Origin of the sequence: Corallococcus sp. AB032C, from assembly GCF_003668935.1 — a bacterium.
In the GTDB taxonomy this organism is placed as follows: Bacteria; Myxococcota; Myxococcia; order Myxococcales; family Myxococcaceae; genus Corallococcus; species Corallococcus exiguus.
In genome coordinates, this window is the sequence record NZ_RAWP01000039.1 from 41,788 (window position 1) to 64,097 (window position 22,310).

Here is a 22,310-nt window from a genome sequence, read left to right on the forward strand (position 1 = left end):
ACGCGGTGAGGACGCAGAGAAGAATGAGGAGGTGTTTGGACATACAGCACACGGTAGCAACCGCCATGCCCGAGGCCGCGTCCTCCGGGAACCATGCCGTTCCGTGTGCAGCGAGCTGCACGGTGTGCACCGCGATGCCGAGCCGTCAGCCACGCTTCGGTGTGTACCGCCGCGCGGCCTCGTCCTCGGTCCGTCGTATGGACGCAGGTAGGAAGCGGCTTCGTCCGGTGGCAACCAACGTTGCAGGGGGAGCATCTGACCGGCCCCCTGCCCCTTCAGCCACGCAATGGCAACCCGGCGGAGACCGTCTCCAATCGCAAGCGCCCTTCCCGGAACTCCGCCACTGCGTGGCCATCCGGTGCATCCGGAAGGTTGACGTGGAAGGTGCCCCGGTACCAACGCGCCCTCCCCTCGCCCACCGCTGGAGCCGGAAGCCGCTGCCTCAGCTCCTCCGGAAACGCGGACGCGGCGGCGGCGAGGCGGGCCTCCGCTTCGGCGGGCTCGCGTATCGCGAAGTCATCCCATACACAGCCATAGGGCGACCCCATATGGCCTGACACGGTGAGGTCCACATCCAGGGCCTCCGCGAGCAATGACACCAGCGGCGCCTTTCCTGGGCTCACGTGCGTCACGAGCACCCGGACCTCTCCAGGCACCCTCGGCCGCGCCGAGTCCAGCAGCGCAGAGAGGTCGCGAGCCGTCGCGTGAATCTTCCCGCGGCCTCCGTCGATGGGCGCGTCAGCTCCCAGCAGATTGGGAAGCAGGTTCCCCCCGAGTCCGAAGAAACGGAACGGGCCATGCGTCGCTGTTCCCAGCAGCGTCAGGTTGGGGACGTGCTCGCGCCCCGCCAGGAGCGAGGCCACGAATCTGCTGACGCGGCTCGATTCGGACGCGAAGCGCGGAGCGTGAGGATGCCCTCCGGCTCGCGCAACGCGCCTGTGAGCACGCAGGAGATGGCGGCTATGTGCGTCTGCGGGTGATGGGCCTGCGGATGGTCGCTCGCATCCAGGGCGCTCCGGACCAGGAGCGCACGCTGGCCCGGGCCGCCGCCATCGCGAATCGGCTGGAGGACCCCGAGCTGCGCATCCGCATCGACCGCGCGCGGGAGCGGGGCTAGGGCTTGTAACCCTTGGGCCAGCGGGTCTTCTCGTCGTACTTCGACTCTTTCGCATTGCCAGGCATCTTCGCGCCGGTCAGGTCCGCGCCCCGGAAGTTCACGAAGTTCAGCTTGGCGCCCGAGAAGTCCACGTCTCGCAGGTCCGCGCCGTCGAAGCGGTTCCACGTCACATCCGCGCCGTCGAAGCGGGCTCCACGGAGCTTCGCCCCGGAGAAGACAGCCCGGTAGCAGGAGGCCCGGGTGAAATTCGCTTCGCGCAGGTCCGCGCCCCGGAAGACGGTGTCGGTGAGGTCCGCCTTCGTGAAGTCCACCCCCTGGAGGCGGGCCTCGGTGAAGTCCAACACCTGGAGCCGGTACGCGCCCAGCTTGAGCCCCGCCAGGTCCACGCCCTGCAACGGGACCGGGAACCGCTCCCCCTGGGCGTCCATGTAACGCTTGCGCCATGAGTTCCAGCGCGCCTGGCTGTCCTTCACCTCGTTCCGCAGCATCGCCAGGGCCTCTGCCGTGGTCGGCAGCAGCAGCTCCATGAAGTGTCTCTCGGAGAGCTCCGCGAACGTCGCGCCCTTGGCCTTAACCCCCGAGGCGACGCTGGCGGCGGCACCATTTCCCAGCACCAGGTGGGTGACCTGCGCATCGGGTCTGGCAGCGACCGAGGCGCCCAGTTCCTTCAGCAATCCCTCACGGAACGTGGGCGTCGCGTCCCTGAAGCGGCCCCCGAAGAGGAACCGGGCCCCTTCCAGGCGCTTCTCGAACAGGCCTTCGGGCTTCTGGGCCAGGGCGTTCCTGCCGCTCCTGGGCTTTGGCGCATCATCCAGGAGGAACGGGGCCCCCGCGTCGAGCGGCCCGTCCTTCAGCGTCTCCACCACCACGCTGCCGTCCGGCCCCACATGGGCCACCGTGTCGCCGAGACGCGCGATGGGCCTCGCCTTCTTCACCAGCGAGGTGGCGCTGGCGTCCTCCGGGGCGGGCTCCAGCCAGCGCGCGTTCGCCGGGTCCGTTGCGTCCACGTGGAGCAGCCGCCCCAGTGAATCCGCCACCACGACGCGCGTGTCGCCCGCGAAGAACACCTGCCCCAGGACCGCGTCGGGCCGTTCGAGCTTGCACAGCGTCTCGCCGCTTCGCGGATCCACGAGCAGCAGCCAGCTGTCCGCGTCATCACGGTCGATTTCAATCACACTCACCGCGATCCACCCGCGGGGGGAGACCGCCAGCCCCTCAACCTGTCCGCCGCCATCCAGTGCGATGTCCCGGATGCGCTCCGGCTTCTTTCCCAGCCGCCACAGGTGCAGGGCGTCGTCCGCGGTGGCCAGCCACGCATCCTCGGGCCCGAAGGCGCAGGCCTGGACCCGTTCCTTGTGCACCAGGTCTGCCTGGAGCAGGGCCCGCTTCAGCACCCAGACCTGGGCCCGCTCCTGCGCGGGCGCGGCGATGCGCGTCTCATCCCGGGAGAGGGCGAGCGGTCCCGAGGCGTAGCTGACCAGCTCGAAGGCCTCGGGGGAGCTCTCGCTGAGCGACTTCTCGACGTAGATGGACGAATGGTCGAGCCGCACCAGCGTTCCGGACGACAGGGCCTTCACGTCCGTGGGAGGGAAGTTGGCTTCAACCTCCTTCCGCGCGCCAGAGCCCAGATCCCACGAGACAAACGCTTTGTTCGACGCGGCGACGACGGTGTCTGACGTCAGCGCCAGCCCCAGGATGGGCGACGGCGCGGCCGCCCCGGCGATGGGCGCAAGGTCCTCCATGGACCACACGCTGAGGGCGCCCTGGGTGGACCCGCTGGCGAGCCACCGCCCATCTGGAGACAGGACCGTCACCGGGCCCTGCATGTGGCGAGCGGGCACCTTGAGGGTCGGCCCATCGTCGCCGTCCGGCACGCTCCAGGTCCACACCTGGCCCTCGTTGCCCAGCGAGTATGCGCGCGTGCCGTCGGCGGAGAAGCCCACCCACCGGCAGCCCGCGGGTCCGCGTCCCTTGCCGAACTCGTGCCGTCCCACGAAGTGCTTCACCGGCTTCAGCGTCGGCAGGTCCCAGAGCTCCACCTTGCCGTTGCCGTGGCCCACGAGCAGGTGCTCACCCGAGGGCGAGAAGGCCAGGGCCAGGCCCCTGGTGCTCTTGCGCTTCGCCTGCGCCTTGCCGGTCCGCGCGTCGAACAAGCGGACCACGCCTTTCGACGACCCGGTCGCGAACCACGCGCCGTCCGCGCTGAAGGCGACGGCATACAGGTCTCCCTCCATCTCCTTGAGCTTGTGGATGACGGAGTGGCCCTCCACGTCACGGACGTGGGCCACGTTGTCTTCAATGGTGACGAACCGGGACCGGTCCGCGCTCATGCCCGCCAGGCGGAGGTGCTGCCCGTCCTCCAACGTCCAGACCACCGAGCCCTTCGCGGAGAGGCGGTGGATGATCCCCCACCCTCCCACGAGGACCTCATTCCCTGGCAGCGCGTGCACCACCTGAAGGTGACCGTCTGCCTTGTGCTGTTTGACCGCGTTCCCGCTCGCCACGTCGAAAGACACCACGTGAGAGTGACCGTCATCCCCCGTGGAGAGGGCAGCCCACAGGTGCTTCGAGTCCGGCGAGAAGTCGATGCCGATGAACTCGCCGGGGACGTTGAAGGGGGCAGCGCCGTAAACGCGTCGAGCGGTCATGAGACAACTGCATACTCAACAGGGACCCTCGCGGAAAGTGAACCCATGCTCGCACCCGCGGCGTCCCTCGTCTCAGGTCGCGCCCGGCTTCCACGCGGACGCGGAGCGCAGCAGGCCCGCGCCGCTCACGATGAGGATCCCGGTGAGGACCAGCACCGCGCCCACCGCGAAGGAGATGTCCGCCTGTTCCTTCAACACGAGGATGCCCGCGCTGATGCCGAACAGGGGCGTCATGAACGAGAACACCGACAGGTTGGAGGCGAGGTAGTGGCGCAGGAGCCAGAACCACACGAGGTAGGTGGCGAAGCAGACGATGACGCACTGGAAGAACAGGCTCGCCCAGGCCACGGGGACCATCGTGATGGGGCCGGCCTGGCCCGTGAGAAAGGCCACGGGCAGCAGCAGCGCGGCGCCGCCCACCAGCTGATACAGCAGGGTCTGCGTGGGCGGTGCGTCGGACAGCGACGAGACGCGAATCACCACCGTGGTGGCGCCCCAGGACAGGCCCGCGAGCAGTCCCATCGCATCTCCGCGGAGCACGCCCGGGCTGAGTCCGCCTCGCAGCCAGCCGCCGCCAAAGGCCAGCGCGATGCCCGCGAAGGCCACGCCAATTCCCAGCCACTGCGTCCGCTTCAGCCGCTCGGAGGGCACGAACCAGTGCAGGCCCAGCGCGGAGAAGACGGGCGCGGTGTAGAGGAAGACGCCCATGTGCGAGGCGTTCGTGTGTCGCAGCCCCTCCGCCACGAAGAGGAACTCCAGGGAGAAGAGCACGCCCACGAGCATGCCGGCGCGCCATGGCCCGCGGCGCAGCAGCCCCCGCTCGCCCCGCACCCAGCACAGCAGCGCCACGAGCAGCGCGGCCACACCCGAGCGCAGCGCCATCTGCATGAGGTTGGGGACGTAGGGAGCGGCCATCTTGACGGCCACCTGCTGGAAGCCCCAGATGGCGCACAGCACGACCATGGTCGCGAGCGCGAAGCCATCCGCGGGTTTTCGTTGGGAGCTCATGACTTCATCCTGCGGCTGACGGGGCGGATGGATATAGCGAGATTCCGACAACCCATCCCGAGAAGCCGCCATGGCGAAGCAGCTGCAAGTTCCCTTCACCTCAAAGCTTCCACACCCCGTGTATTTCCGGGCGGCGAGCCTGCCCGCGGAGGCGGCCTATCCGCGGCACCGCCATCCCTGGGGTGAGTTCGTCTACGCGTACAGCGGGGTGATGGAGCTCAAGCTGGCGGGCAGCCACTACCTCGCCCCTCCGCAGTACGGCATCTGGCTGCCGCCCGACCTGGAGCACCGGGGCATGAACCGCTTCGAGGCGAGCCACTGTTCGCTCTACCTCGACCCCGCGTGGTGCCGGGGGTTGCCCAGGACAGCATGCGCGATGGCGGTCAGCCCGCTGATGAAGTCCTTGATGGAGCACCTGCGCACCCATGAGCTGGCGCAGCCACGCACCAGCGCCGAGCGCAGGTTGTTCCGGGTGCTCATCGACCAGCTGGCGCTGGCCCCCGCCCATGGCAGCTACCTGCCCATGTCCGATGATCCGCTCCTGCGGCCGGTCCTCACGGCGTTGGAGCAACACCCGGAGGATGAGCGCTCCCTGACGGAATGGGCCAAGGAACTGCACACCACCGAGCGCACGCTGGAGCGCCGCTGCCAGCAGCACCTGGGGTTGTCGTTCAGCGAATGGCGCCAGCGGCTGCGCGTGGTGAAGACGCTCGCGATGCTGGAGCAGGGACACGCGGTGGAGGCCATCGCGCTGGACCTGGGCTACAGCAGCGCCTCCGCCTTCATCGCGATGTTCCGGCGGATGACGGGCACCACGCCGGACAAGGTCCGCGGCCACGGCTTCGTGGCGTCGTGAGGAGCCGGCTCAGGGGACGGCGCTCACGTCCACGTCGATGACGCGTGGCTCCTCGGTGCTCGTCGTGCTGGTGACCGGGGGCATCGCGGCGGCCACCTTGAGAGTCAGCGCCCATCCGCCCGTGACGAGTTGGGTGGGCACGTACTTCCAGGAGAGGCGCACGGCGCCCGTGGTCTCGCCCTCGGCCTGGAGCGCCTCGCGCGCCCGCTGCTCGATCTGCGCCGTCGTCAGCCGCGTCCGGAGCAGGTGGCCCGAACGGCCCAGAGCCGGCCAGCTGATGAGCGCGCGCTGGAAGCTGCCATCCGGCCCATGGGAGACCACCGCGCGGTGGCCCTCCACGCGAATGCCATTGATGGCGCGCATCACGAAGGTCTTGTGGCGATGGAGCGCGGGCGCTTCAAGGCCCGCGGGGTCCTCGCTCTGGGTGAACGACTTCACCTGCCGTACCGGCCCGATCTCCGACGTGGGGATGCCCCAGCGCTGCAGGCGGGCCAGGGCGGTGCGCTGCAAGAGCGCGGGCTCCTGCGGTGTCTCCGGGCCACTGGCGACCTTGTTCAGCACCAGCACCTGGCCTTCGGACGGGTCGCGCTCCAGCTTCCAGGACAGGGACTCCAGGTCCGCGCGGGAGCCCAGCGTCTCCGTCTGGGTGAAGGGCTCGGTCGTCCCCACCAGGGAGCCCTGCAACGCGGCGTCACCAAACGCGGTGCTGGGAAGCAGCGCGGTGGGGATTCCTCCGGTGGGGGGCGTGGCAATCGCCGTGGAGTCGATGATGAAGCCGACGGTCGCACGGGAGGACTGGGTGGTGACGGCGGCGGGATCCATGAAGGCACCGTCGTCGCAGCCAGACACGGCGGCGAGCGGCAGGACGGTCAGGAATCGGATGAGGAGATGGCTTTTCATGGCGGTTCGTTCTTTCTGTTCGAAGTCGAGGGGGGCGGTGGTCACTCGGGCAGCTTCTGCCCGCTGGAGGGGTCGCAACCCCCCACGTAGAAGATGGTGGAGGCGACCTTGCGCCCGGTGCTCTTGCGGTCCCGCCAGCCGCCGGCTTCGAACATCGCCACGCGCTGCGCCTTGGTTTCACCGAAGACGATGGACACCGGGCAGTCGTCGTTGTCGGTGCCCTTGTCCCAGTCGTAGGCCTCGTCGATCCAGTTCTCGCCCGCGCCGTCGCCCCGCGAGTTCGCCACGTAGCGCTTCACGTAGCTCGCCACGAAGTTGCCGCACGACGAGTCGCCGTGAAAGGCATTCCACATGCTGAAGCCGCTGGTGGGCGTCACGAGCGCGGTCCGGTACCCGCCCTGCTTCCAGACCTGGTAGTCGCCAGACTGGCAGGCCTTCACGACGGCGATGTTCAGCTTGCCGTTGCCCAGGCTCATGTGGGTGTCCGTGACGGCGGAGCACGCATCCACGTTGGTCCCCATCACCAGCCAGCTGCGAAGGTTCGCCTCGCTGTGGCCGCCGTGGGTGTGCACGAAGAGGACGTCCGCGTCGTCCACGCCGGCATTGGCCTGGGTGTCCTTCGCGTCGGCTGCGGCCCCCTTCGAGGCATCGGTCCAGAGGTCGGTGCGCGCACTCGAGTTGTTGATCGTGCGGACATCCGTCCAGAGTCCGGAGCTGATGAGTGAGTCGAAGTAGTTGGCGAACTCCGCCGCCGTCTTCGTATGCACGGAGTGCGATTCGGCATTGCACTGCCCCGCGCCTCCGAAGTTGGCGATGCCGTAGACATGGGTTTCGTTCGCCAGCGCCGCCGCGGGCAGGAGCAGCGCGAGCGCCGCGCCCGTCCACGGGTGGGTCTGCTTCCGGAGTCTCATGGTCCGTCTTTCTCCCCGTCTGGGGTGTCGGTGATGGGCCATCAACGAAATCCGGGCGGAATTTCCCTCACCCCCTTCGCGAGAAAGTCGAGTGACTGAACGGAGGGCCAGGGGGTGTTAGGGTGGAAGGTCCCGTGAACGAACTGCCCCTGCCCAAAGAGTCTCACCTCAAACCCTTTCCATTCGTCGCGCCGCACCGGGTCCTCGCGTGGGGGGTCTGGGTCGGCATCTTCCTCGTCGCCTACAACTATTTCAGCCGAGGCGGTGGTGCGGCTCGGGAGGCCCTGGGGGAGCCGCGGTTCTTCATCCCGTTCGTCGTCACAGTCTTCCTGACGCTGTTCGCCTTCTTCTACTGGCGGATCCGTCGCTGGTTGGGGACCTACAACCAGGCGATCGCCTTCTACAGCGCGGGGGATGAGCAGGAAGCCTCCCGCCGCTTCGAGGAGGCCGCCCGCCGCGCAACGCAGGGGGCACAGCGGACGGTGTCGGTCGCCATGATGGGCCAGTGCGAGTTGGCACAGGGGAACACCGGGCGCGCGCTGGAGCTCTTCGGCTCGGCGGAGCGCTCCGGGAAGCTCCGGGGCTCCGTGCCGGCGATGTACAAGTGGATGCCCAACCTGATCGCCATCGTGCGCTTCGCGGAAGGAGATATGACCTCCGCGCGCGCCTGGCTGGAGGAGGGACGCAAGCGCAACAGCGACCTGCCCCCCATCTACGCGCTGCTGCCGGAGGTCGCGCTCCTCTGCCGCGAAGGCAACCCCGCCGCCGCCGTGTCCACGCTGGATGCACGGGCGGGCGAAGCGGATTCACTGGTGGGGCGGGACGCACGCCGGCTCAAGCTCCTCCGGGCCTTCGCCCTGGATGCCCTGGACCCGGCGAGCCACACGGCGTCCATTGATGCCGCGCTCGCGTCGTTGCAGCCCGCGCGCCCCGGCGACTTCGAGTTCCTCTCCGGCCGGTGGCCCGAGCTGCAAGCCTTCATGGAGCGGCGGGGACTCTCCCGCGCGGCGTAAGGAGGGGAAGGATGCCACGCAACAAGCAGGAATACGGTCTCAGTCACGCGGACCGCGTCGCTGAGATTGAGCGGAAGTTCGGACGCGACCAGGTGGAGCCCGTGCTCGCGCAGTTGAGCCGGGTCTCGAATCCCACCGATCGATTGCTGGGCGCCATTGTCTTCTGCGCCAGGGAGGGACATGTCGAGGAGATTGCCGGACTGGTGTCGCTCGCCAACACGGATGCCACCAGGCTCTTGAACGCCGCGACGGTCAAGGATGAGCGCGGTTAGAGGTTCCGCGCCAGCCGCTCCCGCGCCTTCACGATGGCCGCGGTGCGCGTCGTCACCTCGAGCTTCGAGAACACGTTGCGCAGGTGCCACTTCGTCGTGGAGAGCGCCACGTTGGAGCGCTCGCTGATCTCCTGGTTGCTCAATCCCTGCGCCAGCAGCTTGAGCATCTGGAGTTCCCGCTCGGTCAGCGGCTCCAGAGGCGCGCTCGGCAGGGGTGCGATTCCGGCCGGCCCGCTGGGGCCCAGGGACAGCAGGTCCTGGTACCGCTCGGTATAACGGGCCGGCAGCACGTGGCTCAGCTTGCGCTGCGTGGCCGCCGCGACGATGACCTCCTGCAACCCTGGCGTCTCGTCGAACACGCCCCGGCTGAAGCCGAAGCGCGGCACCAGCGCGAACCCCCGGTTCACCGCGGCGAACGCCGCAGCGGGGTCTCCCGCTCGCCAGTGACACACCGCCAGCGCGGCCAGCAGCGCCGTCTCCCGGGCCACGCAGCCCGCGTCATGCGCGCTGGCCCTCAGCGTCTCCAAGAGCCCGTGCGCCCGGTCGTGCCGCCCTCGCGCCATCAACACCCACGCCTGCGCCACCCCCAGCTGCTCCCAGGTCTCGTCGTAGAAGCGCCGCTCGCTCCATTCGCCCCGGCGCATGCGCTCGCCCAGGTCGAACTCCCGCGCCACCGTCTTCATCCTCGCGGGGGACTGCTCCACCAGCGCGAGTCGGATCTTCTCGCCGCAGACATGAGCCAGGAAGCGCGTCTGGTGCCCGCATTCGAGCACGCTGTGCAGGTAGTCCAACAGCTGCCAGGCCTCCGCGTACTTGCCTCGAATCGCCTTGATGCGGGCCAGCACCAGGTAGGCCACCGCGAAGGTCTCGAACACCGCGGCCTGTGACATGAGTGGGAGGACTTCGATGCAGAGCGCCTCGGCCTCGTCCAACCGGTTCTGGTCGTAACGCGTGTTCGCCAGCGCCGTCGCCGCGTTCACCCACACCGGGTTGCGCCGTCCCCGGCTCGCGCGCTCGAACGCCGCCTCGCACCGGTCCGACGCGTCCTTCATGTGCCCCTGCGCCCGGTCCGCCAGCACGATGAGGACGTCCGTGTAGCCCACCATGTAGGGGTTGTTCAGCCCCTGCAGCGTCTCGCGCGCGACCGACGCGAGCCTGCGCATCGCATCGAACCTGTTCTGCCGGAGCGCCTGGTAGGCTTTCGCCGCCAGCACCGCGCCCGCCATGAAGACGTCCGGGTCCTCGTCCCCCGGTGATGCCTCCAGCTCGATGCCAGACGCCGGGGCCGAGTCCGACAGGACGGCGTGCAGCAGCGCGAGCCTGGAGAGTTGTCGCGACAGCCGCTCGCGCTCCGGGTCCGCCGCGGCCGTCTGGAGCCGGCGCTGCGCGTCCTGCAGGGCCAGGGAGGCGGGCGCGAAGCCTCGGGACAGGATGAGGCACGCGATGCGCGCCACGCAGATGGCCGGCGCGTGGAAGGTCTCCTCCGCCGTCAGCTTCGCCGTCCAATGGAGCACGGAGGCAATCTCGCCCTCGCGCATCCACTCCTCCGCGCACCGGGCCGTGAGCTCCAGACACCAGCTCCGGTCCCCCGAGGCGAACGCGTGCGTCAGGGCCTCGTCCGGCAGCGCGTGCGCGGCGAACCACGCGCTCGCCTCCCGGTGCAGCCGGGGGATGCGGTCGCCGTACGTGCATGCGAGCTGCGTGCGCAGGAAGTCGAGGAACAGCGGGTGGTACCGGTACCACTGCTGCTGCGTGTCGAGCGACTGGATGAACAACTGCGCCCGCTCCAGCTCCGCCAGCAGCGCCGGCCCCTGGGTGATGCCCAGGAGCGCGTTGCACAGCTCCCCGTTGAGCCGGTCCACCACCGAGCTCAGCACCAGGAACGCGTGCACCTCCTCCGTCTGCTCCCGCAGCACCACGTCCGCCAGGTACCTCGCCACGTCGTGGTTGGAGCCGACGGCCTTGCGGAGCGCGTCGCTCACGCTGGCGTGCTCGCCCGCCGTCAGCAGGGCCAGCTTCACGCCGGCCACCCAGCCCTCGGTGCGCGCGCGCAGGTACTCCACGTCCTCCGGATTGAGCGCGGCGCCGCACAGGCGCTGACCCAGCTCGTGGATGGCCTCCCCGTCCAGGCCCAGGTCGCGGCCGTCGAGCGTCACCAACTGCTCGGTGAGCTTCAGCTTCGCCAGGTCCAGCTCCGGCGGGCTGCGCGACGAGACGATCCAATGGACGTGCGGCGGAGCGTGGTCCAGCAGGTACGAGAAGGCCCGCACCAACGAGCGCTCCCGCAGCACGTGGAAGTCGTCAATCACCACGACGAGCTCGCGCCCCAGGTTCCACAGGCTCCGCAGCACCACCGTCGTCGCATGGTCGAGCGGTGGCGCCACCTGCGCGTCCAGCTGGCTCGCGATGTACGCGTCGAACTCCGGAGCCGCGCGGCGGATGGCGCCGACGAGATAGGAGAAGAAGCGCTCGGGCGCGTTGTCCCGCTCGTCGAGCGACAGCCACGCGAGCAACCGCGACCCGCCCACCTCGCGGTACCACTGCGTCAGCAGCGTCGTCTTGCCCGAGCCCAGCGGCGCGGTCACCAGCACGAGCGTGCCGCCAACACCCCGTTCAATCTTCCGGAGCGCCGCGCTCCGCGACACGAGCACCGACGCCGTCCGCGGCGGCGTGAGCTTCGTCGGCAGCAGGTGCGAGAGCGGATCGCCCATGGGCACGTTCCCCCTGTGACCGATTGATTGCCCAAGTAGACCACGCGCCACTCGGGCGGGGACCGGGGCCGGGACGCCTCCAGCGTCAACCAGCGAACACCGAAGTGCGTCTCATCCCCACACTCCCAAGGCGTGCATTGCCCTCCCCCACCCCCTCCCTTCGGAGGGGGCGATGTCGCGGGCCTAGCTGGTAATCCCGAGTGCGCAGCTCTTACACGCTCACCCAGGAGATCCCCATGGTCCGTACCCCGCAAGTGGGCCCGAGCAAGAACCGGTGGCGCACCCGAGCCGGTCTGCTGTGCGCCGCCGCATCGCTGTTCGCCGCATCCCCCTCCGCAGCCCAGGCGCCCTCGTTCATCGAGTTCGAAAGCGCGCACGTGCGTCCGTTGGCCCTCTCTCTGGACGGGACGAAGCTGTTCGCCGTCAACACGCCGGACAACCGCCTGGAGGTCTTCAACGTCACCAGCGCGGGCCTGTCGCTCGCGGCCGCGGTGCCGGTGGGCCTGGAGCCCGTGTCCGTCGCCGTGCGCAACAACACCGAGGTCTGGGTGGTCAACCACCTGTCCGACAGCATCAGCGTGGTGAGCGTGAGCGGCACACCGCACGTGGTGCGCACGCTGCTCGTGGGTGACGAGCCGCGCGACATCGTGTTCGCCGGCGCCAACGGCAATGCGTTCATCACCACCGCGCACCGGGGCCAGCAGCGCACGGATCCGTCCATCGCCTCCGTGCCCGGCGCGGGGGATCCGCAGCTCACCACGCCGGGCGTGGGCCGGGCGGACATCTGGGTCTTCAACCCCGCGTCCCTGGGGACGACGCTGGGCGGCACGCCCGTCCGCATCCTGACCCTCTTCGGCGACACGCCGCGAGGCCTCGCCGTCAGCCCGGACAAGAAGACGGTCTATGCGGCCATCGCGCAGTCCGGCAACCGGACGACGACCATCAACATGGACAGCGTGTGCAACGGCTTTGGCAGCGCGGGCGTGTGCCTGGTCCAGCCGGACTCGTTCCCGTGGGGCAACAACCTCTTCCTGGGCGGCCTGCCCGGCCCTTCCACGAACGCCCAGGGTGCGAAGGCACCGGAGACGGGCCTCATCGTCAAATGGAACAGCGCCCTCAGCCGCTGGGAGGACACGCTCGGCCGCAACTGGAACAACGGCGTGCGCTTCAACCTGCCGGACAAGGACGTCTTCGCCATCGACGCGGATGGCCTGCAGCAGAAGGCGTTCTACACGGGCGTGGGCACCACCGTCTTCAACCTGGCCACCAACCCGCGGACGGGCGCGCTGTACGCGACCAACAGCGACGCCAACAACCACACCCGCTTCGAGGGCCCCGGCACCTTCGGGGGCAGCACGGTGCAGGGCAACATCGCGAAGATGCGCATCACCGTCATCAAGGGGACGACGGTGTCTCCGCGCCACCTGAACAAGCACATCGACTATTCGAAGCTGGCCGGCGCCCCCGGCTTTGACTCCACGGCGAAGAACCACAGCCTCTCCACGCCCACGGAGATGGCCATCTCCAGCGACGGCGCGAAGCTGTACGTGGCCGCGTTCAGCTCCAGCAAGGTCGGCGTGTTCGACACCGCGGCGCTGGAGGCGGACACCTTCAACCCCCGGACGGCGAGCGCCAACTACATCCCCGTGAGCGGCGGCGGCCCCAGCGGACTGGTGCTGGACGAGGCGCGCAACCGCCTCTACGTGATGACCCGCTTCGACAACGCGGTGAAGGTCATCGACCTGGCCACGAAGAGCCAGGTGGCCTCGGCGGCCCTCTTCAACCCCGAGCCCGCCTCCGTCGTGCAGGGCCGTCCGTTCCTCTACGACGCGAACTTCTCCTCGGCCAACGGCGAAGCCTCCTGCGCCAGCTGCCACATCTTTGGCGACAAGGACGAGCTCGCCTGGGACCTGGGCAACCCGGATGACGCGGTGACGACCAACGCCATCGACAAGCGGCTCGCGAGCAGCCTGGAGATTGGCGCGTTCCGCCTGCTCACCGGCCACCCGAGCTCGGACGTCAACGGCACCGGCAACCAGAACTCCTTCCACCCGATGAAGGGGCCCATGACGACGCAGACCCTGCGCGGCATGTCCACCTCGGGCGCCATGCACTGGCGCGGGGACCGGTCGACGGGCTTCTTCGGCTCGGGTTCGTATGACGAAGCCCTGTCGTTCAAGAACTTCGTCGTCGCCTTCCCGGGGCTGCTCGGCCGCGTGGACCAACCCACCGAGGCGGAGATGAACCAGTTCACGAACTACCAGCTCCAGGTGCAGCTGCCGCCCAACCCCATCCGCAAGCTGGACAACTCGCTCACGTCCACGCAGGCATCTGGCCGCGACTTCTACTTCGGCAGCCGCCGCGTGGACGGTCTGGCGATTGGCACCAACACCGGCTTCAACTGCAATGGCTGTCACACCATCGACGCCGCACAGGGACATTTTGGCACCGACGGCCAGGCCAGCTTCGAGGGAATCAGCCAGATCATGAAGATTCCCCACGTGCGCAACATGTACACGAAGGTCGGCATGTTCGGCTTCCCGGACAGCAGCTTCTTCCAGCACTCGGAGACCGGGCCCACGGGCGACCAGATCCGCGGCTTCGGCTACACGCACGACGGCGCGGTGGACACGCTGTTCCGCTTCTTCAGCGCCATCGTCTTCTCCAACACCAGCATCGGCGGGCCGCTGGTGGGCTTCCGCAGCGACACCGATCGCCGCGAGGTGGAGGCCTACATGATGGCGGTGGACTCCGACCTGGCGCCCATCGTCGGACAGCAGGTGACGCTCACGTCGACGAACGCCTCCGCGGTGGGAGCGCGCATCGACCTGCTCATCGCCCGGGCGAAGGCGCCCTTCGTGTCGAAGATCCTCGGCGGCTCCACGTATGAGGCCGACCTGGTGGCGAAGGCCGCCATCGGCACCCGCGTGAAGGGCTTCCTCTTCGACCGCGTGGCCGGCACGTGGAAGCCGGACGACGGCACCGCCAACCTCACCACGACGGCCCTGCGCGCGCTGGCGAACACGCTGGGCCAGGAGGTGACCTTCACCGCGGTGCCTCCGGGCTCCGGCACGCGCATCGCGCTCGACCGGAACCTGGACGGCAGGCTCGACGGTCAGTGATGGACTGACGTGGATGGCCCCCTGCCCCGCCTCTCCGGTGCAACCCGGAGAGGTGGGGCTTTTTCGTGTCCGGGGCCGGGGCTCTCAAATAACTGAAAGGCCTTTCGGCACGGTGACGGGTGCGTTCCCGCGGAAGGCGATGGGATGACCACGGCCTGGCAGTTGCATCAGCGCCAAAGCCCAATCCCAGGAGGACGCAGATGCGACTCACGCTTCCGTTGATGGCCCTCACCACGCTGCTGGTGGCCTGTGGAGAGCTCGAGGTCTCTCTCTTCACGGACGCCACGGAGTATCGCCCCGGCGACACCGTCCAGCTCGAGCTGCGCAACGAGGGCACTCGCGAGGTGGGCTACAACCTCTGCACCGTGCGGCTCGAGCGCAGGGAGGACAGCGGGTGGGGCGCCACTCCGCACCTGAACGAGACCGAGGCATGTCAGCTCATGCTGCACACGCTGAAGGCCGGTGCCCGGGCCCATGGAACGCTGAGGCTCCCCTCGGAGTTGCCTGCCGGCGAGTACCGCATCGCGCACGACGTGGACACCCTGCGGACCGGCTCCGACGGGCGGACCGTCCAGGAGCAGGTGCACAGCAATCCATTCCACATCGAGCTGGCGGTGCCGTGATTGCGGATGGGAAGCCCGGTCACCCGGAGCGGCGGCGCCGCGACCTGGCGCGCGGGTGCGGAGGCTTCTTGCCCGGCGGCTCCTTGACGGCCTTGGGGGCCACGGGCGTCCGGGCGAGGTGGAGCATCTGGTAGAGGCTCAGCAGCATCATCGTCACCGCGCGGGATGCATCCGGGGTGGAGGACTTCTCCTCCCCCATGTCCTTCGGGACAAAGGGACGCCAGGTCTCCTCCAGCCGGATCCGGAGCCGCAGGTGCTCTCCGGTGATGCGCAGCCGCTGGAGCTTCGCGCCGGGAGGAAGGCGCACGGCCGCCCGTGCCCGGTCGAGTGACAGCGCAGCGAGCCGCGGGTGCCGCTTCTCCTTCACTCGAAGCCGGGCCTCCAGGAACAGCGCATCGTTTTCCTTGATCCGCGTGCGCCGCCGGGGCCCGTTGGGTCCATGGTCGCTGACCCGGACCCGGCGTCGCTCCACCGCGCTCAGCCGCAGGTGCGAGCCATCCGCCAGCCGCGTTTCCAACGTGAGCCACGGGTCCAACACATCCGGCGGAGCCGTCTTGATGCGCTTGAGGACATACAGGCTCGAACCAGGCCCCTGGGGATGGGGGTCGGGACGAAGCCGCAGGCGCACAGGCGTATCCGGCGCGAGGTCCGCCTTGAGGCGCTGAAGCACCCGGACCACCAGCTCCGGCCGGCGGCCCGGATCGTCGCCAGCGTGCCCAGGCACGCGAAAGCGGGTGGAGAACATCCCGCGAATCCCCAATGCGGCCGCAAGCCCGAGCCCCAGGACTCCCGCCACGGCGGACAGCGGGCCTTCGACAGTGCCAGCAATCCCGATGCACAGGATGACGCCCCCCAGCGGCGCCAAGGACCGCGCCCCGGACATCAGGCGGTGCTTGAAGCGACGGGCCTGCTGGGCCGCAGGGAGCGCGCGCAGGGCACTCTCCACGCCTGACAGGGGGCCTTCTATCGCCAGGGCATCCAACGTCGGGTCAATGCCATCCGAAGTCGCCAAGGGGCCCCTCCTTCCAACATGGACATGTTCGGGAGCAGCCATGCTAGCCGATATGCTGGGGCCCATGAGTCCCTCCCCCCCACAGGATGAAGCTGGAGCCCACCGCGACGGCTACGCCCGGCGCGTCGGATTGTTCTCGGGGGTGATGCTCGTCATTGGCGGCATCATCGGTTCGGGCATCTTCCTCAACCCGGCCATCGTCGCGCAGCGCGTGCACACACCCACGCTCACCCTGGCCGTGTGGCTGCTCGGCGGAGTCGTGGCGCTCATTGGCGCCTTCATCTACGGAGAATTGGGACAGCGCATCCCCAAGGCGGGCGGCAGCTATGTCTACCTGCGGGATGCCTTCGGCCCGCTGCCCGCGTTCCTCAATGCGTGGGGATTGATGCTGATGATCGCCACCGGCGCCATCGCCGCGGTGGCCGTCACCTTCGCCAACTACACCCTCGCGCTCACCGGCCTGGGGCCCGGCTTCCGCTTTCCCCTCGCCGTCGGCGCCATCCTCCTGCTCTCCGGGGTGAACTACTTCGGCGTGCGCTCCGGGGCGCTCACGCAGAACATCTTCACCGTGCTCAAGCTGCTGGCGCTCGCGGGGCTCGTGGGCGCGGGGCTCCTGCTCGAAGGCGCCCATCCCGCCGCGGTGGAGGTCGTGGCCGCTCCGGAGGCGCCTGACTCCCTCGTGCTCGCGCTGGGGGCGGCGCTCGTCCCGGTGCTGTTCAGCTACGGCGGCTGGCAGCAGACGAACTTCGTGGCCGAGGAGATGGTCGACCCCGAGCGCAACCTGCCGCGCGCCCTGCTGCTCGGCGTCATCGGCGTGGTGACGGTATACCTGCTCGCGAACCTCACCTACCTGCGCACGCTCGGCGCGGCGGGGCTCGCGGCGAGCAGCGCCCCGGCGGCGGACGCGCTCGGCCAGCTCATCGGGCCCGCGGGCCGCACGTTCATCACCCTGGGCGTGGCCCTCTCCACCTTCGGGTTCCTCAACCTGGTCATCCTCGTGTCGCCGCGCGTGTACCAGGCCATGGCGGCGGATGGACTGTTCTTCCCGTGGATGGCCCGGCTGCACCCGCGCTACCGCACGCCCTCCAACGCCATCCTCTTCCAGGCGGTCTGGGCCATCCTGCTCACGGGCACGGGCACGTACGGCGAGCTGCTCGATTACGTCGTCTTCGCCGACTGGCTCATCTTCGGCGCCACGGCCGCGACGCTGTTCGTCTACCGCGCACGCGAACGTCAGGGGCTGGTGCCTCGCGCCGCGTACCGGGTGCCCGGATATCCCATCACCCCGCTCCTCTTCATCGCGGCGGCGCTCTACGTCCTGCTGGGCTCCACGGCCTCCAACCCGCTCAACGCGCTCAAGGGCACGTTGCTGTTTGGCGCGGGCGTGCCCGTGTTCCTGTTCTGGCGCCGGCGCACCCGGCGGCCAGAGACCCCGCCGGCCCTGGGCGCGCCTTGATGGGAGGCCCGGCGATCCATCGCGATCGCCAGGCGCCCCGGTTCACGCTCGCGACTCAGCTCTCGACGGCGGCGGACTGCTCAGCGGCCGGGTTCTGCTCGCTGCACACCTGCGCGGAGGCATCGGCCTGCTGGACCGCTTCCGGGGTCACCGAGGCAGAGGAGTCGCTGGAGCCGCCAATGCTTTCCACGCAGCCCCAGAACATCGCGTTCTCGGCACACGTGGTCGTGCGTCCCCAGACATCACAGACCATGCTGCAGGGCCTTTCATAACAGATGTCTTCACACTGGGGCTTCGCGGCCAGGGCCGCCGCGGGCGAAAGGGAAACAACAGCCAGGACAGCCAGGAGGGACTTCTGCAGCGTGCGCATGTGTGCTCCGTCTGAGAAGAACTGCCCCGCCAGTGTATGCACATTTTGACTGCCGTTGTCAGTGATTGAGAACGAGGGACGAGTCGAACATGCCTCCCTCCCGGACACACGCACCCCAAGTAGAACGCGCCCCTTCATCCAGAGGGGGGAGTCCATGAAGTTTCTGTCCGTACGGGGTGCGGTGCCGCCGTGTTGGCAGCGGGTCGCAGGTGTCGCGGAGCGTCTCCTCCCCCGACTCCGGGGCACCTTGAACGGCGTCGATGGCTCGGGCGTGGGCGTGAAGGGCTGGTCGCTCGACGCGCGGCTCCATTCCACGCAGGCGAAGGGCTCCACCCACGGGATGATCGAGGACACCGGCCACCTCCTCCTTTGACTACGAATACAACACGTACTTGTTTTGCTTTCAGTCGCTCGACGACATCGGGGAGCTGACGGAAGCCTGCGGCTGATTGTGTCAGTAGTGTCACCCCCCGCTCGCCCGCCTACCCGGCGAGCGGGGGCACGCCGAACCCAGGTGGCGTGTATGGGTAGACCCGTGGAAAACCCCTAGCCAGGTCTCCAACGCAATGTGCAACACCGTCCGGACGAAATCGTCCGCGCACAAAGGAACAACCTGATTTGCTCGTTCCGATTTGCAGTTAAATCAAGACCAGTGTTAGGAAGATCTCGGCTTCGGCCAACCCCACACAATCAACTCAGGAGCAGTCCATGACGAGGAACGTGAAGCGTTTCCTGGCCGCCTCCCTGTTGTCCCTCGCGCCGTCGGTTGCCTTTGCCGGTCCGGCCGATCTCGGGTTCCCCGACTACCTGTCCCAGCGCAACGAGTACGTCAGCGTTCGCGAGGGCGCGGTCGAACTTCCCCAGGTGCGGGGCGGCGCCTCCATTGGCCCGGCGCTGGAGAACTTCTTCGTCTCCAACCAGAGCGGCGCCACCATCTCCCTGGGCCTCCAGACCGTGAACGGCACGTTCAACGGCGTGTACACGCCCTATCCCGTGCCCACCGCCAACCTGGGCGGGTTCCAGATCAGCGCCCCCGCGCCGGCCCCGTCGTTCTCCCAGCAGTACTACTGGACGGTCAACCCGGCGAGCCCGTCCACGTCGAAGACGTGTGTCTGGCGCGCGGACATCGCGGACAACGCCGGGACCTGCACCGCGACGATCTATTACGGCACCTATGGCGGCGCCGTCTGTGCCGTGGACACCGTCAACTCCTTCATCGACGTGAACACCTGCGAAGCGCAGATCGTCACCATCATGCAGTGACGTGAGTGTCACGCCGCCCGGGGCCGGTGCATGAGGCCTCGGGCGGTGCAGGGTCAGGTGGCTGTGGCTGCGCCTGCCCGAACTGAAGGGTCCGGGCAATACCTCTTGAGGGTGAGGGACAGGTTTTCAGCACGTCGCTATGGATGAGCGGTCGCGACGTACAAACCCGCAGGGTTGCCCCAGGAGGGTGGATGTTCAGTCCCATGAATCGCACTGCCGACGGGATCAAGGACCGGGCCATCGTGGCCCTCAACAGCTCCCTGTTCCTCCCCCAGGCCCTCGAGACCGCACGCGCCCCCTTCCTCGAGCTCGTTCAGGCCGACGCCATGGCGCTATGCCTCATGCACGTCGCGCCCAAGGCGGACTTCCGGTGGTTCGTCCCGGGCCACCCGCTCCGCATCCTCGATGAGTATGCCAGCCTGATTGACCATGACTTCCTCCGGGCCCCCATCTTCGCCCGGCCCAACGTGCCCGTCCGCGACACGCAGCTCCTCACCCGCGGGGAGTACGAACGAAGCCTCATCTATCAACGCAGCCAGGAGCTGGACCCGCGCTTCGAGCACATCATGGCCGTGCTCCTCCACATCCGCCCGGGTCTCGTCGCCGCGCTCGCGCTCTACCGGAACCGGCGACGCGCGTTCACCACCGAGAACGCCGCCATCCTCTCCAGCCTCAACCCGCACCTGGTGAACGCGGTGCGCAACTGCAGTGACGTCCAGACGCTCATGACCGGAGCCAGCCTCCTCGAAGAGCTCTACCGCCGCAACGACTCCGCCTTCCTCGTCGTGGAGAACTCCTCCAAGGAGGCGCTCCGCTCCGAGCACGCCGCCGCCCTCCTGGATCGCTGGTTCACCCGGTCGGACCTCGACTCCTCCGGACTCCCGCGTGCCCTGAAGGAGCAGTTGGACGCCCTGGTCTCCATGGGCGCGGATGCCCGGCTCGGGAACACCCGCTGGGTCTCCAACCATCAGGATGGCAACCGCACGTGCCGGTTCGTCGAACTGCCCACCGAGGAAGGCCCCCGGCGATGGGCCCTCTTGCTGAACGAGACGCCCCACTCCATCCCGCTCCCCGCGGAGATGGAGTGCGAGCTCACCACTCGCGAGGTCACCGTCGCGAAGTGCCTGCTCCGCAATCGGAACAACGAGCAGATCGCGGATGAGCTCGACCTCTCCGTCCTGACCGTGAAGACCCACGTGCGGAACATCTTCGACAAGCTGGGCATCGACGGCCGCGCGGACCTCATCTACCAGGCCGCGCGCCTCAACAAGCCTGTCTGAGAGAATCGAACGCAAGAGAAGACGCCTCCCGAAGGGCCACGGCTCGAACGGGAGGCTCTCCCAGCTTGCGTGTGTTTGTCTCTACCTCGTGTGGGGGTGGCCGGCGGTCGCGTCCTCGCGGAAGATGCGCGGGTAGACGCTCCGGGCGACCCGGGCGGAGAAGAGGATGGCCTCCTGGTCCTCCGGGTCCGTCAGCGGCGTCAGGATCTTCTGCATCTCCGCCACGTGGCCCCCGTCCAGCGCGCCGTGGCTGCGCAGGAACGTGACGGACTTGCGGATGTTGGGGATGGTGGACACCGCCTGCAGCCGCTCCGCCCACACGCCCGCCCGCGTCTGCGACAGGTACTCCAGCGCGTACGCGGTCCCCAGCACCGCCGTCGGCACGCCCGAGAGCGACGTGAAGAAGTTCCACCCCGTGTAGGCATCCACCGCGGGGTTGTGCGCCGCCGCCTCCACCTGCGCCTCCGGGACGCCCAGGTTCTTCAGGTCCGTCAGCAACCAGATGTCATGACCCCGCTCCTCCTCCCCCTTCTGGATCAACAGCTTCGCCAGCTCCGGGTGCCGGCCCAGCCGGTTCAGCCGGTGGCCCGCCTCGGCGAGGATGGGGGTGCTCCAGCGAGCGTAGTGATACGTCTGGACGAGGTAGTGGATGTAGCCCTCCACGTCGAGGGTGCCGTCGAGGAGGCCACGGGCGTCGGGGTGCGCATCCACCGCCGCCACCAGCCCCCGCGCCTCTTCGTCCAGCGCCGCCAGCCAATTCGTTTCCGTCTGGGTTTGCACGTACGTCTCCTGTCCGGGGCCTTTCGGGCTCCCGGTTGTTGCGTGTGGAAGGTGAAGGGAAGGAAGGAACAGCCCCGGCCTAGACGGCGGGGCTCACACCGAGGTCCAGCGCGTGGAAGCGCGCCAGGCTGTCCGCGGGGATTTCATCCAGCGCCATGACGAGCGGCAGCGTGAACCACTGGAAGTACGCGTCGTAGAGCGGCTCCGAGATGAAGCGAGCCCCCATCGTGCTGGCGAAGAGCGAGGGCGACCGGGGCAGCCGCAGTCCGTCCAGCTGCCCCTGCTCCGCCCTCTCCCGCTCCTCGGGCGTGTAGAAGCGGTTGCGGGGATGCACCGGCGCCTGCCACGGGTCAGGCACGTCCACCCGCCAGCGCGGACTCAGCCATCCTCGGCTGGCCGCCACCTGCCACGACAGCAGCGCGTCCTCGGGCGAGTCCGTCTCCAGGTTCGCGGACGCGATCCAGTGCGTCACGCCGCGCCGCCGGCTCTCCGTGTACATGGCCGTCTGCAGCCACGCGACGGCCTCCGTGCGGCGCCACTTCGGCAGCACGCAGAAGCGCGAGGGCTCCGCGAACGCCATGCCCGGCTGGATGACCCTGGAGAGGTCCACCCGCTGCGCCATCTCCAGCCCCACCGTCCCGCCCAGGTTCGCCGCCACCTCCGCGTTGGGCAGCGCCACCCGCATGGTCGCCACGGCCTCCGAGCCGGCATGGACGAGCAGGTGCACCGTGGTGTCGAGCGTGTCGATGCAGGTCATCTCCCGCCGCGACACCGACCACTGCTCGGACAGCAATCCCATCTCTCCGCCAAAGACGGCCCAGCGGATGCGCGCCACGTCATCGAGATCCCGCTGTGTGGTGGCAACACGCCAGCGCCAGTGAATGCAGCTCATGGGTCCACTCCCGGTAGGGAAACGGGCCGGTGTCTCACCGCCCTCACACGTTATTTCGTCGCGGGTGACCCGAGTT

General features: G+C 68.6%; 20 protein-coding genes. 10 read left to right on the forward strand and 10 right to left on the reverse strand.

Features of this window, described 5'->3' with window-relative positions; all coding sequences use genetic code 11:
* Positions 1-275: 275 nt before the first annotated feature.
* The gene (locus tag D7X99_RS19060) at positions 276-863 is read right to left on the reverse strand and encodes a hypothetical protein (protein WP_120575332.1); all 588 of its coding nucleotides are present in this window, start codon (positions 861-863) and stop codon (positions 276-278) included.
* A 101-nt stretch (positions 864-964) separates the two neighbouring features.
* Between D7X99_RS19060 and D7X99_RS42860 the strand changes: the two genes are divergently transcribed.
* On the forward strand, positions 965-1,117 hold the full coding sequence (locus D7X99_RS42860; protein ID WP_158627034.1) for a hypothetical protein: 153 nt from the start codon (positions 965-967) through the stop codon (positions 1,115-1,117).
* Here D7X99_RS42860 and D7X99_RS19065 read toward each other — a convergent pair.
* Positions 1,114-3,765: a pentapeptide repeat-containing protein gene (locus D7X99_RS19065; RefSeq protein ID WP_121779017.1), complete on the reverse strand. Its 2,652-nt coding sequence runs from the start codon at positions 3,763-3,765 to the stop codon at positions 1,114-1,116. The two genes, D7X99_RS42860 and D7X99_RS19065, sit on opposite strands and share 4 nt — an antisense overlap.
* Positions 3,766-3,837: 72 nt before the next feature.
* Entirely contained in the window at positions 3,838-4,773 is a 936-nt protein-coding gene (locus D7X99_RS19070; protein WP_120575334.1) for a DMT family transporter, read from the reverse strand.
* A 70-nt stretch (positions 4,774-4,843) separates the two neighbouring features.
* Between D7X99_RS19070 and D7X99_RS19075 the strand changes: the two genes are divergently transcribed.
* Positions 4,844-5,629 carry a helix-turn-helix transcriptional regulator gene (locus D7X99_RS19075; RefSeq protein WP_121779018.1) on the forward strand — a complete coding sequence of 262 codons (786 nt, stop codon included), beginning with the start codon at positions 4,844-4,846 and terminating at the stop codon, positions 5,627-5,629.
* A gap of 9 nt (positions 5,630-5,638) precedes the next feature.
* Here D7X99_RS19075 and D7X99_RS19080 read toward each other — a convergent pair whose 3' ends face one another.
* Both D7X99_RS19080 and D7X99_RS19085 read right to left on the reverse strand, forming a co-directional pair.
* Positions 5,639-6,529 (reverse strand): hypothetical protein, encoded by an 891-nt coding sequence (locus D7X99_RS19080; RefSeq protein ID WP_121779019.1) that lies wholly within the window; start codon positions 6,527-6,529, stop codon positions 5,639-5,641.
* 41 nt (positions 6,530-6,570) lie between these two features.
* Entirely contained in the window at positions 6,571-7,440 is an 870-nt protein-coding gene (locus tag D7X99_RS19085; RefSeq protein WP_121779020.1) for a hypothetical protein, read from the reverse strand.
* A 134-nt stretch (positions 7,441-7,574) separates the two neighbouring features.
* Between D7X99_RS19085 and D7X99_RS19090 the strand changes: the two genes are divergently transcribed.
* Positions 7,575-8,453 (forward strand): hypothetical protein, encoded by an 879-nt coding sequence (locus tag D7X99_RS19090; RefSeq protein WP_121779021.1) that lies wholly within the window; start codon positions 7,575-7,577, stop codon positions 8,451-8,453.
* Between the two features lie 11 nt (positions 8,454-8,464).
* Positions 8,465-8,725, forward strand: a complete 261-nt coding sequence (locus D7X99_RS19095; protein WP_121779022.1) for a hypothetical protein — start codon at positions 8,465-8,467, stop codon at positions 8,723-8,725.
* On the opposite strand, the gene D7X99_RS19100 is transcribed toward D7X99_RS19095, so the two are convergent.
* The gene (locus tag D7X99_RS19100; RefSeq protein ID WP_121779023.1) at positions 8,722-11,436 is read right to left on the reverse strand and encodes a LuxR C-terminal-related transcriptional regulator; all 2,715 of its coding nucleotides are present in this window, start codon (positions 11,434-11,436) and stop codon (positions 8,722-8,724) included. The genes D7X99_RS19095 and D7X99_RS19100 overlap by 4 nt on opposite strands.
* 236 nt (positions 11,437-11,672) lie before the next feature.
* On the opposite strand from D7X99_RS19100, the gene D7X99_RS19105 reads away from it, so the two are divergent.
* Both D7X99_RS19105 and D7X99_RS19110 read left to right on the forward strand, forming a co-directional pair.
* Positions 11,673-14,558, forward strand: coding sequence for a YncE family protein (locus D7X99_RS19105; RefSeq protein WP_121779024.1), 2,886 nt, complete (start codon positions 11,673-11,675; stop codon positions 14,556-14,558).
* Positions 14,559-14,758: 200 nt separating this feature from the next.
* A complete protein-coding gene (locus tag D7X99_RS19110; RefSeq protein WP_121779025.1) occupies positions 14,759-15,181 on the forward strand; it encodes an immunoglobulin-like domain-containing protein in 423 nt (140 codons plus the stop codon).
* A 19-nt stretch (positions 15,182-15,200) separates the two neighbouring features.
* On the opposite strand, the gene D7X99_RS19115 is transcribed toward D7X99_RS19110, so the two are convergent.
* Positions 15,201-16,193, reverse strand: a complete 993-nt coding sequence (locus tag D7X99_RS19115) for a hypothetical protein (protein ID WP_121779026.1) — start codon at positions 16,191-16,193, stop codon at positions 15,201-15,203.
* A gap of 64 nt (positions 16,194-16,257) precedes the next feature.
* Between D7X99_RS19115 and D7X99_RS19120 the strand changes: the two genes are divergently transcribed.
* Entirely contained in the window at positions 16,258-17,649 is a 1,392-nt protein-coding gene (locus D7X99_RS19120) for an APC family permease (protein WP_233613527.1), read from the forward strand.
* Positions 17,650-17,704: 55 nt separating this feature from the next.
* Here D7X99_RS19120 and D7X99_RS19125 read toward each other — a convergent pair whose 3' ends face one another.
* Positions 17,705-18,019, reverse strand: coding sequence for a hypothetical protein (locus tag D7X99_RS19125; protein WP_121779028.1), 315 nt, complete (start codon positions 18,017-18,019; stop codon positions 17,705-17,707).
* 247 nt (positions 18,020-18,266) lie between these two features.
* Here D7X99_RS19125 and D7X99_RS44295 point away from each other — a divergent pair, with 247 nt between their 5' ends.
* The 3 genes from D7X99_RS44295 (at position 18,267) to D7X99_RS19135 (ending at position 20,562) form a co-directional block, all read left to right on the forward strand.
* Positions 18,267-18,392 carry a hypothetical protein gene (locus D7X99_RS44295; RefSeq protein WP_255429431.1) on the forward strand — a complete coding sequence of 42 codons (126 nt, stop codon included), beginning with the start codon at positions 18,267-18,269 and terminating at the stop codon, positions 18,390-18,392.
* Positions 18,393-18,727: 335 nt separating this feature from the next.
* Positions 18,728-19,282 carry a hypothetical protein gene (locus D7X99_RS19130; RefSeq protein ID WP_121779029.1) on the forward strand — a complete coding sequence of 185 codons (555 nt, stop codon included), beginning with the start codon at positions 18,728-18,730 and terminating at the stop codon, positions 19,280-19,282.
* Between the two features lie 203 nt (positions 19,283-19,485).
* Positions 19,486-20,562: a LuxR C-terminal-related transcriptional regulator gene (locus D7X99_RS19135; protein WP_233613528.1), complete on the forward strand. Its 1,077-nt coding sequence runs from the start codon at positions 19,486-19,488 to the stop codon at positions 20,560-20,562.
* Between the two features lie 81 nt (positions 20,563-20,643).
* Here D7X99_RS19135 and D7X99_RS19140 read toward each other — a convergent pair whose 3' ends face one another.
* Positions 20,644-21,342: an iron-containing redox enzyme family protein gene (locus D7X99_RS19140; protein ID WP_121779031.1), complete on the reverse strand. Its 699-nt coding sequence runs from the start codon at positions 21,340-21,342 to the stop codon at positions 20,644-20,646.
* Positions 21,343-21,421: 79 nt separating this feature from the next.
* On the reverse strand, positions 21,422-22,234 hold the full coding sequence (locus D7X99_RS19145) for a GNAT family N-acyltransferase (protein ID WP_121779032.1): 813 nt from the start codon (positions 22,232-22,234) through the stop codon (positions 21,422-21,424).
* Between the last annotated feature and the right edge of the window lie 76 nt (positions 22,235-22,310).

Coding starts and splice junctions, on each gene's coding strand:
- D7X99_RS19065 (WP_121779017.1), bottom strand. CDS start 3,765: ATGACCGCTCGACGCGTTTACGGCGCTGCCCCCTTCAACGTCCCCGGC.
- D7X99_RS19070 (WP_120575334.1), bottom strand. CDS start 4,773: ATGAGCTCCCAACGAAAACCCGCGGATGGCTTCGCGCTCGCGACCATG.
- D7X99_RS19075 (WP_121779018.1), top strand. CDS start 4,844: ATGGCGAAGCAGCTGCAAGTTCCCTTCACCTCAAAGCTTCCACACCCC.
- D7X99_RS19080 (WP_121779019.1), bottom strand. CDS start 6,529: ATGAAAAGCCATCTCCTCATCCGATTCCTGACCGTCCTGCCGCTCGCC.
- D7X99_RS19085 (WP_121779020.1), bottom strand. CDS start 7,440: ATGAGACTCCGGAAGCAGACCCACCCGTGGACGGGCGCGGCGCTCGCG.
- D7X99_RS19095 (WP_121779022.1), top strand. CDS start 8,465: ATGCCACGCAACAAGCAGGAATACGGTCTCAGTCACGCGGACCGCGTC.
- D7X99_RS19100 (WP_121779023.1), bottom strand. CDS start 11,436: ATGGGCGATCCGCTCTCGCACCTGCTGCCGACGAAGCTCACGCCGCCG.
- D7X99_RS19105 (WP_121779024.1), top strand. CDS start 11,673: ATGGTCCGTACCCCGCAAGTGGGCCCGAGCAAGAACCGGTGGCGCACC.
- D7X99_RS19110 (WP_121779025.1), top strand. CDS start 14,759: ATGCGACTCACGCTTCCGTTGATGGCCCTCACCACGCTGCTGGTGGCC.
- D7X99_RS19120 (WP_233613527.1), top strand. CDS start 16,258: ATGAGTCCCTCCCCCCCACAGGATGAAGCTGGAGCCCACCGCGACGGC.
- D7X99_RS19125 (WP_121779028.1), bottom strand. CDS start 18,019: ATGCGCACGCTGCAGAAGTCCCTCCTGGCTGTCCTGGCTGTTGTTTCC.
- D7X99_RS19130 (WP_121779029.1), top strand. CDS start 18,728: ATGACGAGGAACGTGAAGCGTTTCCTGGCCGCCTCCCTGTTGTCCCTC.
- D7X99_RS19135 (WP_233613528.1), top strand. CDS start 19,486: ATGAATCGCACTGCCGACGGGATCAAGGACCGGGCCATCGTGGCCCTC.
- D7X99_RS19145 (WP_121779032.1), bottom strand. CDS start 22,234: ATGAGCTGCATTCACTGGCGCTGGCGTGTTGCCACCACACAGCGGGAT.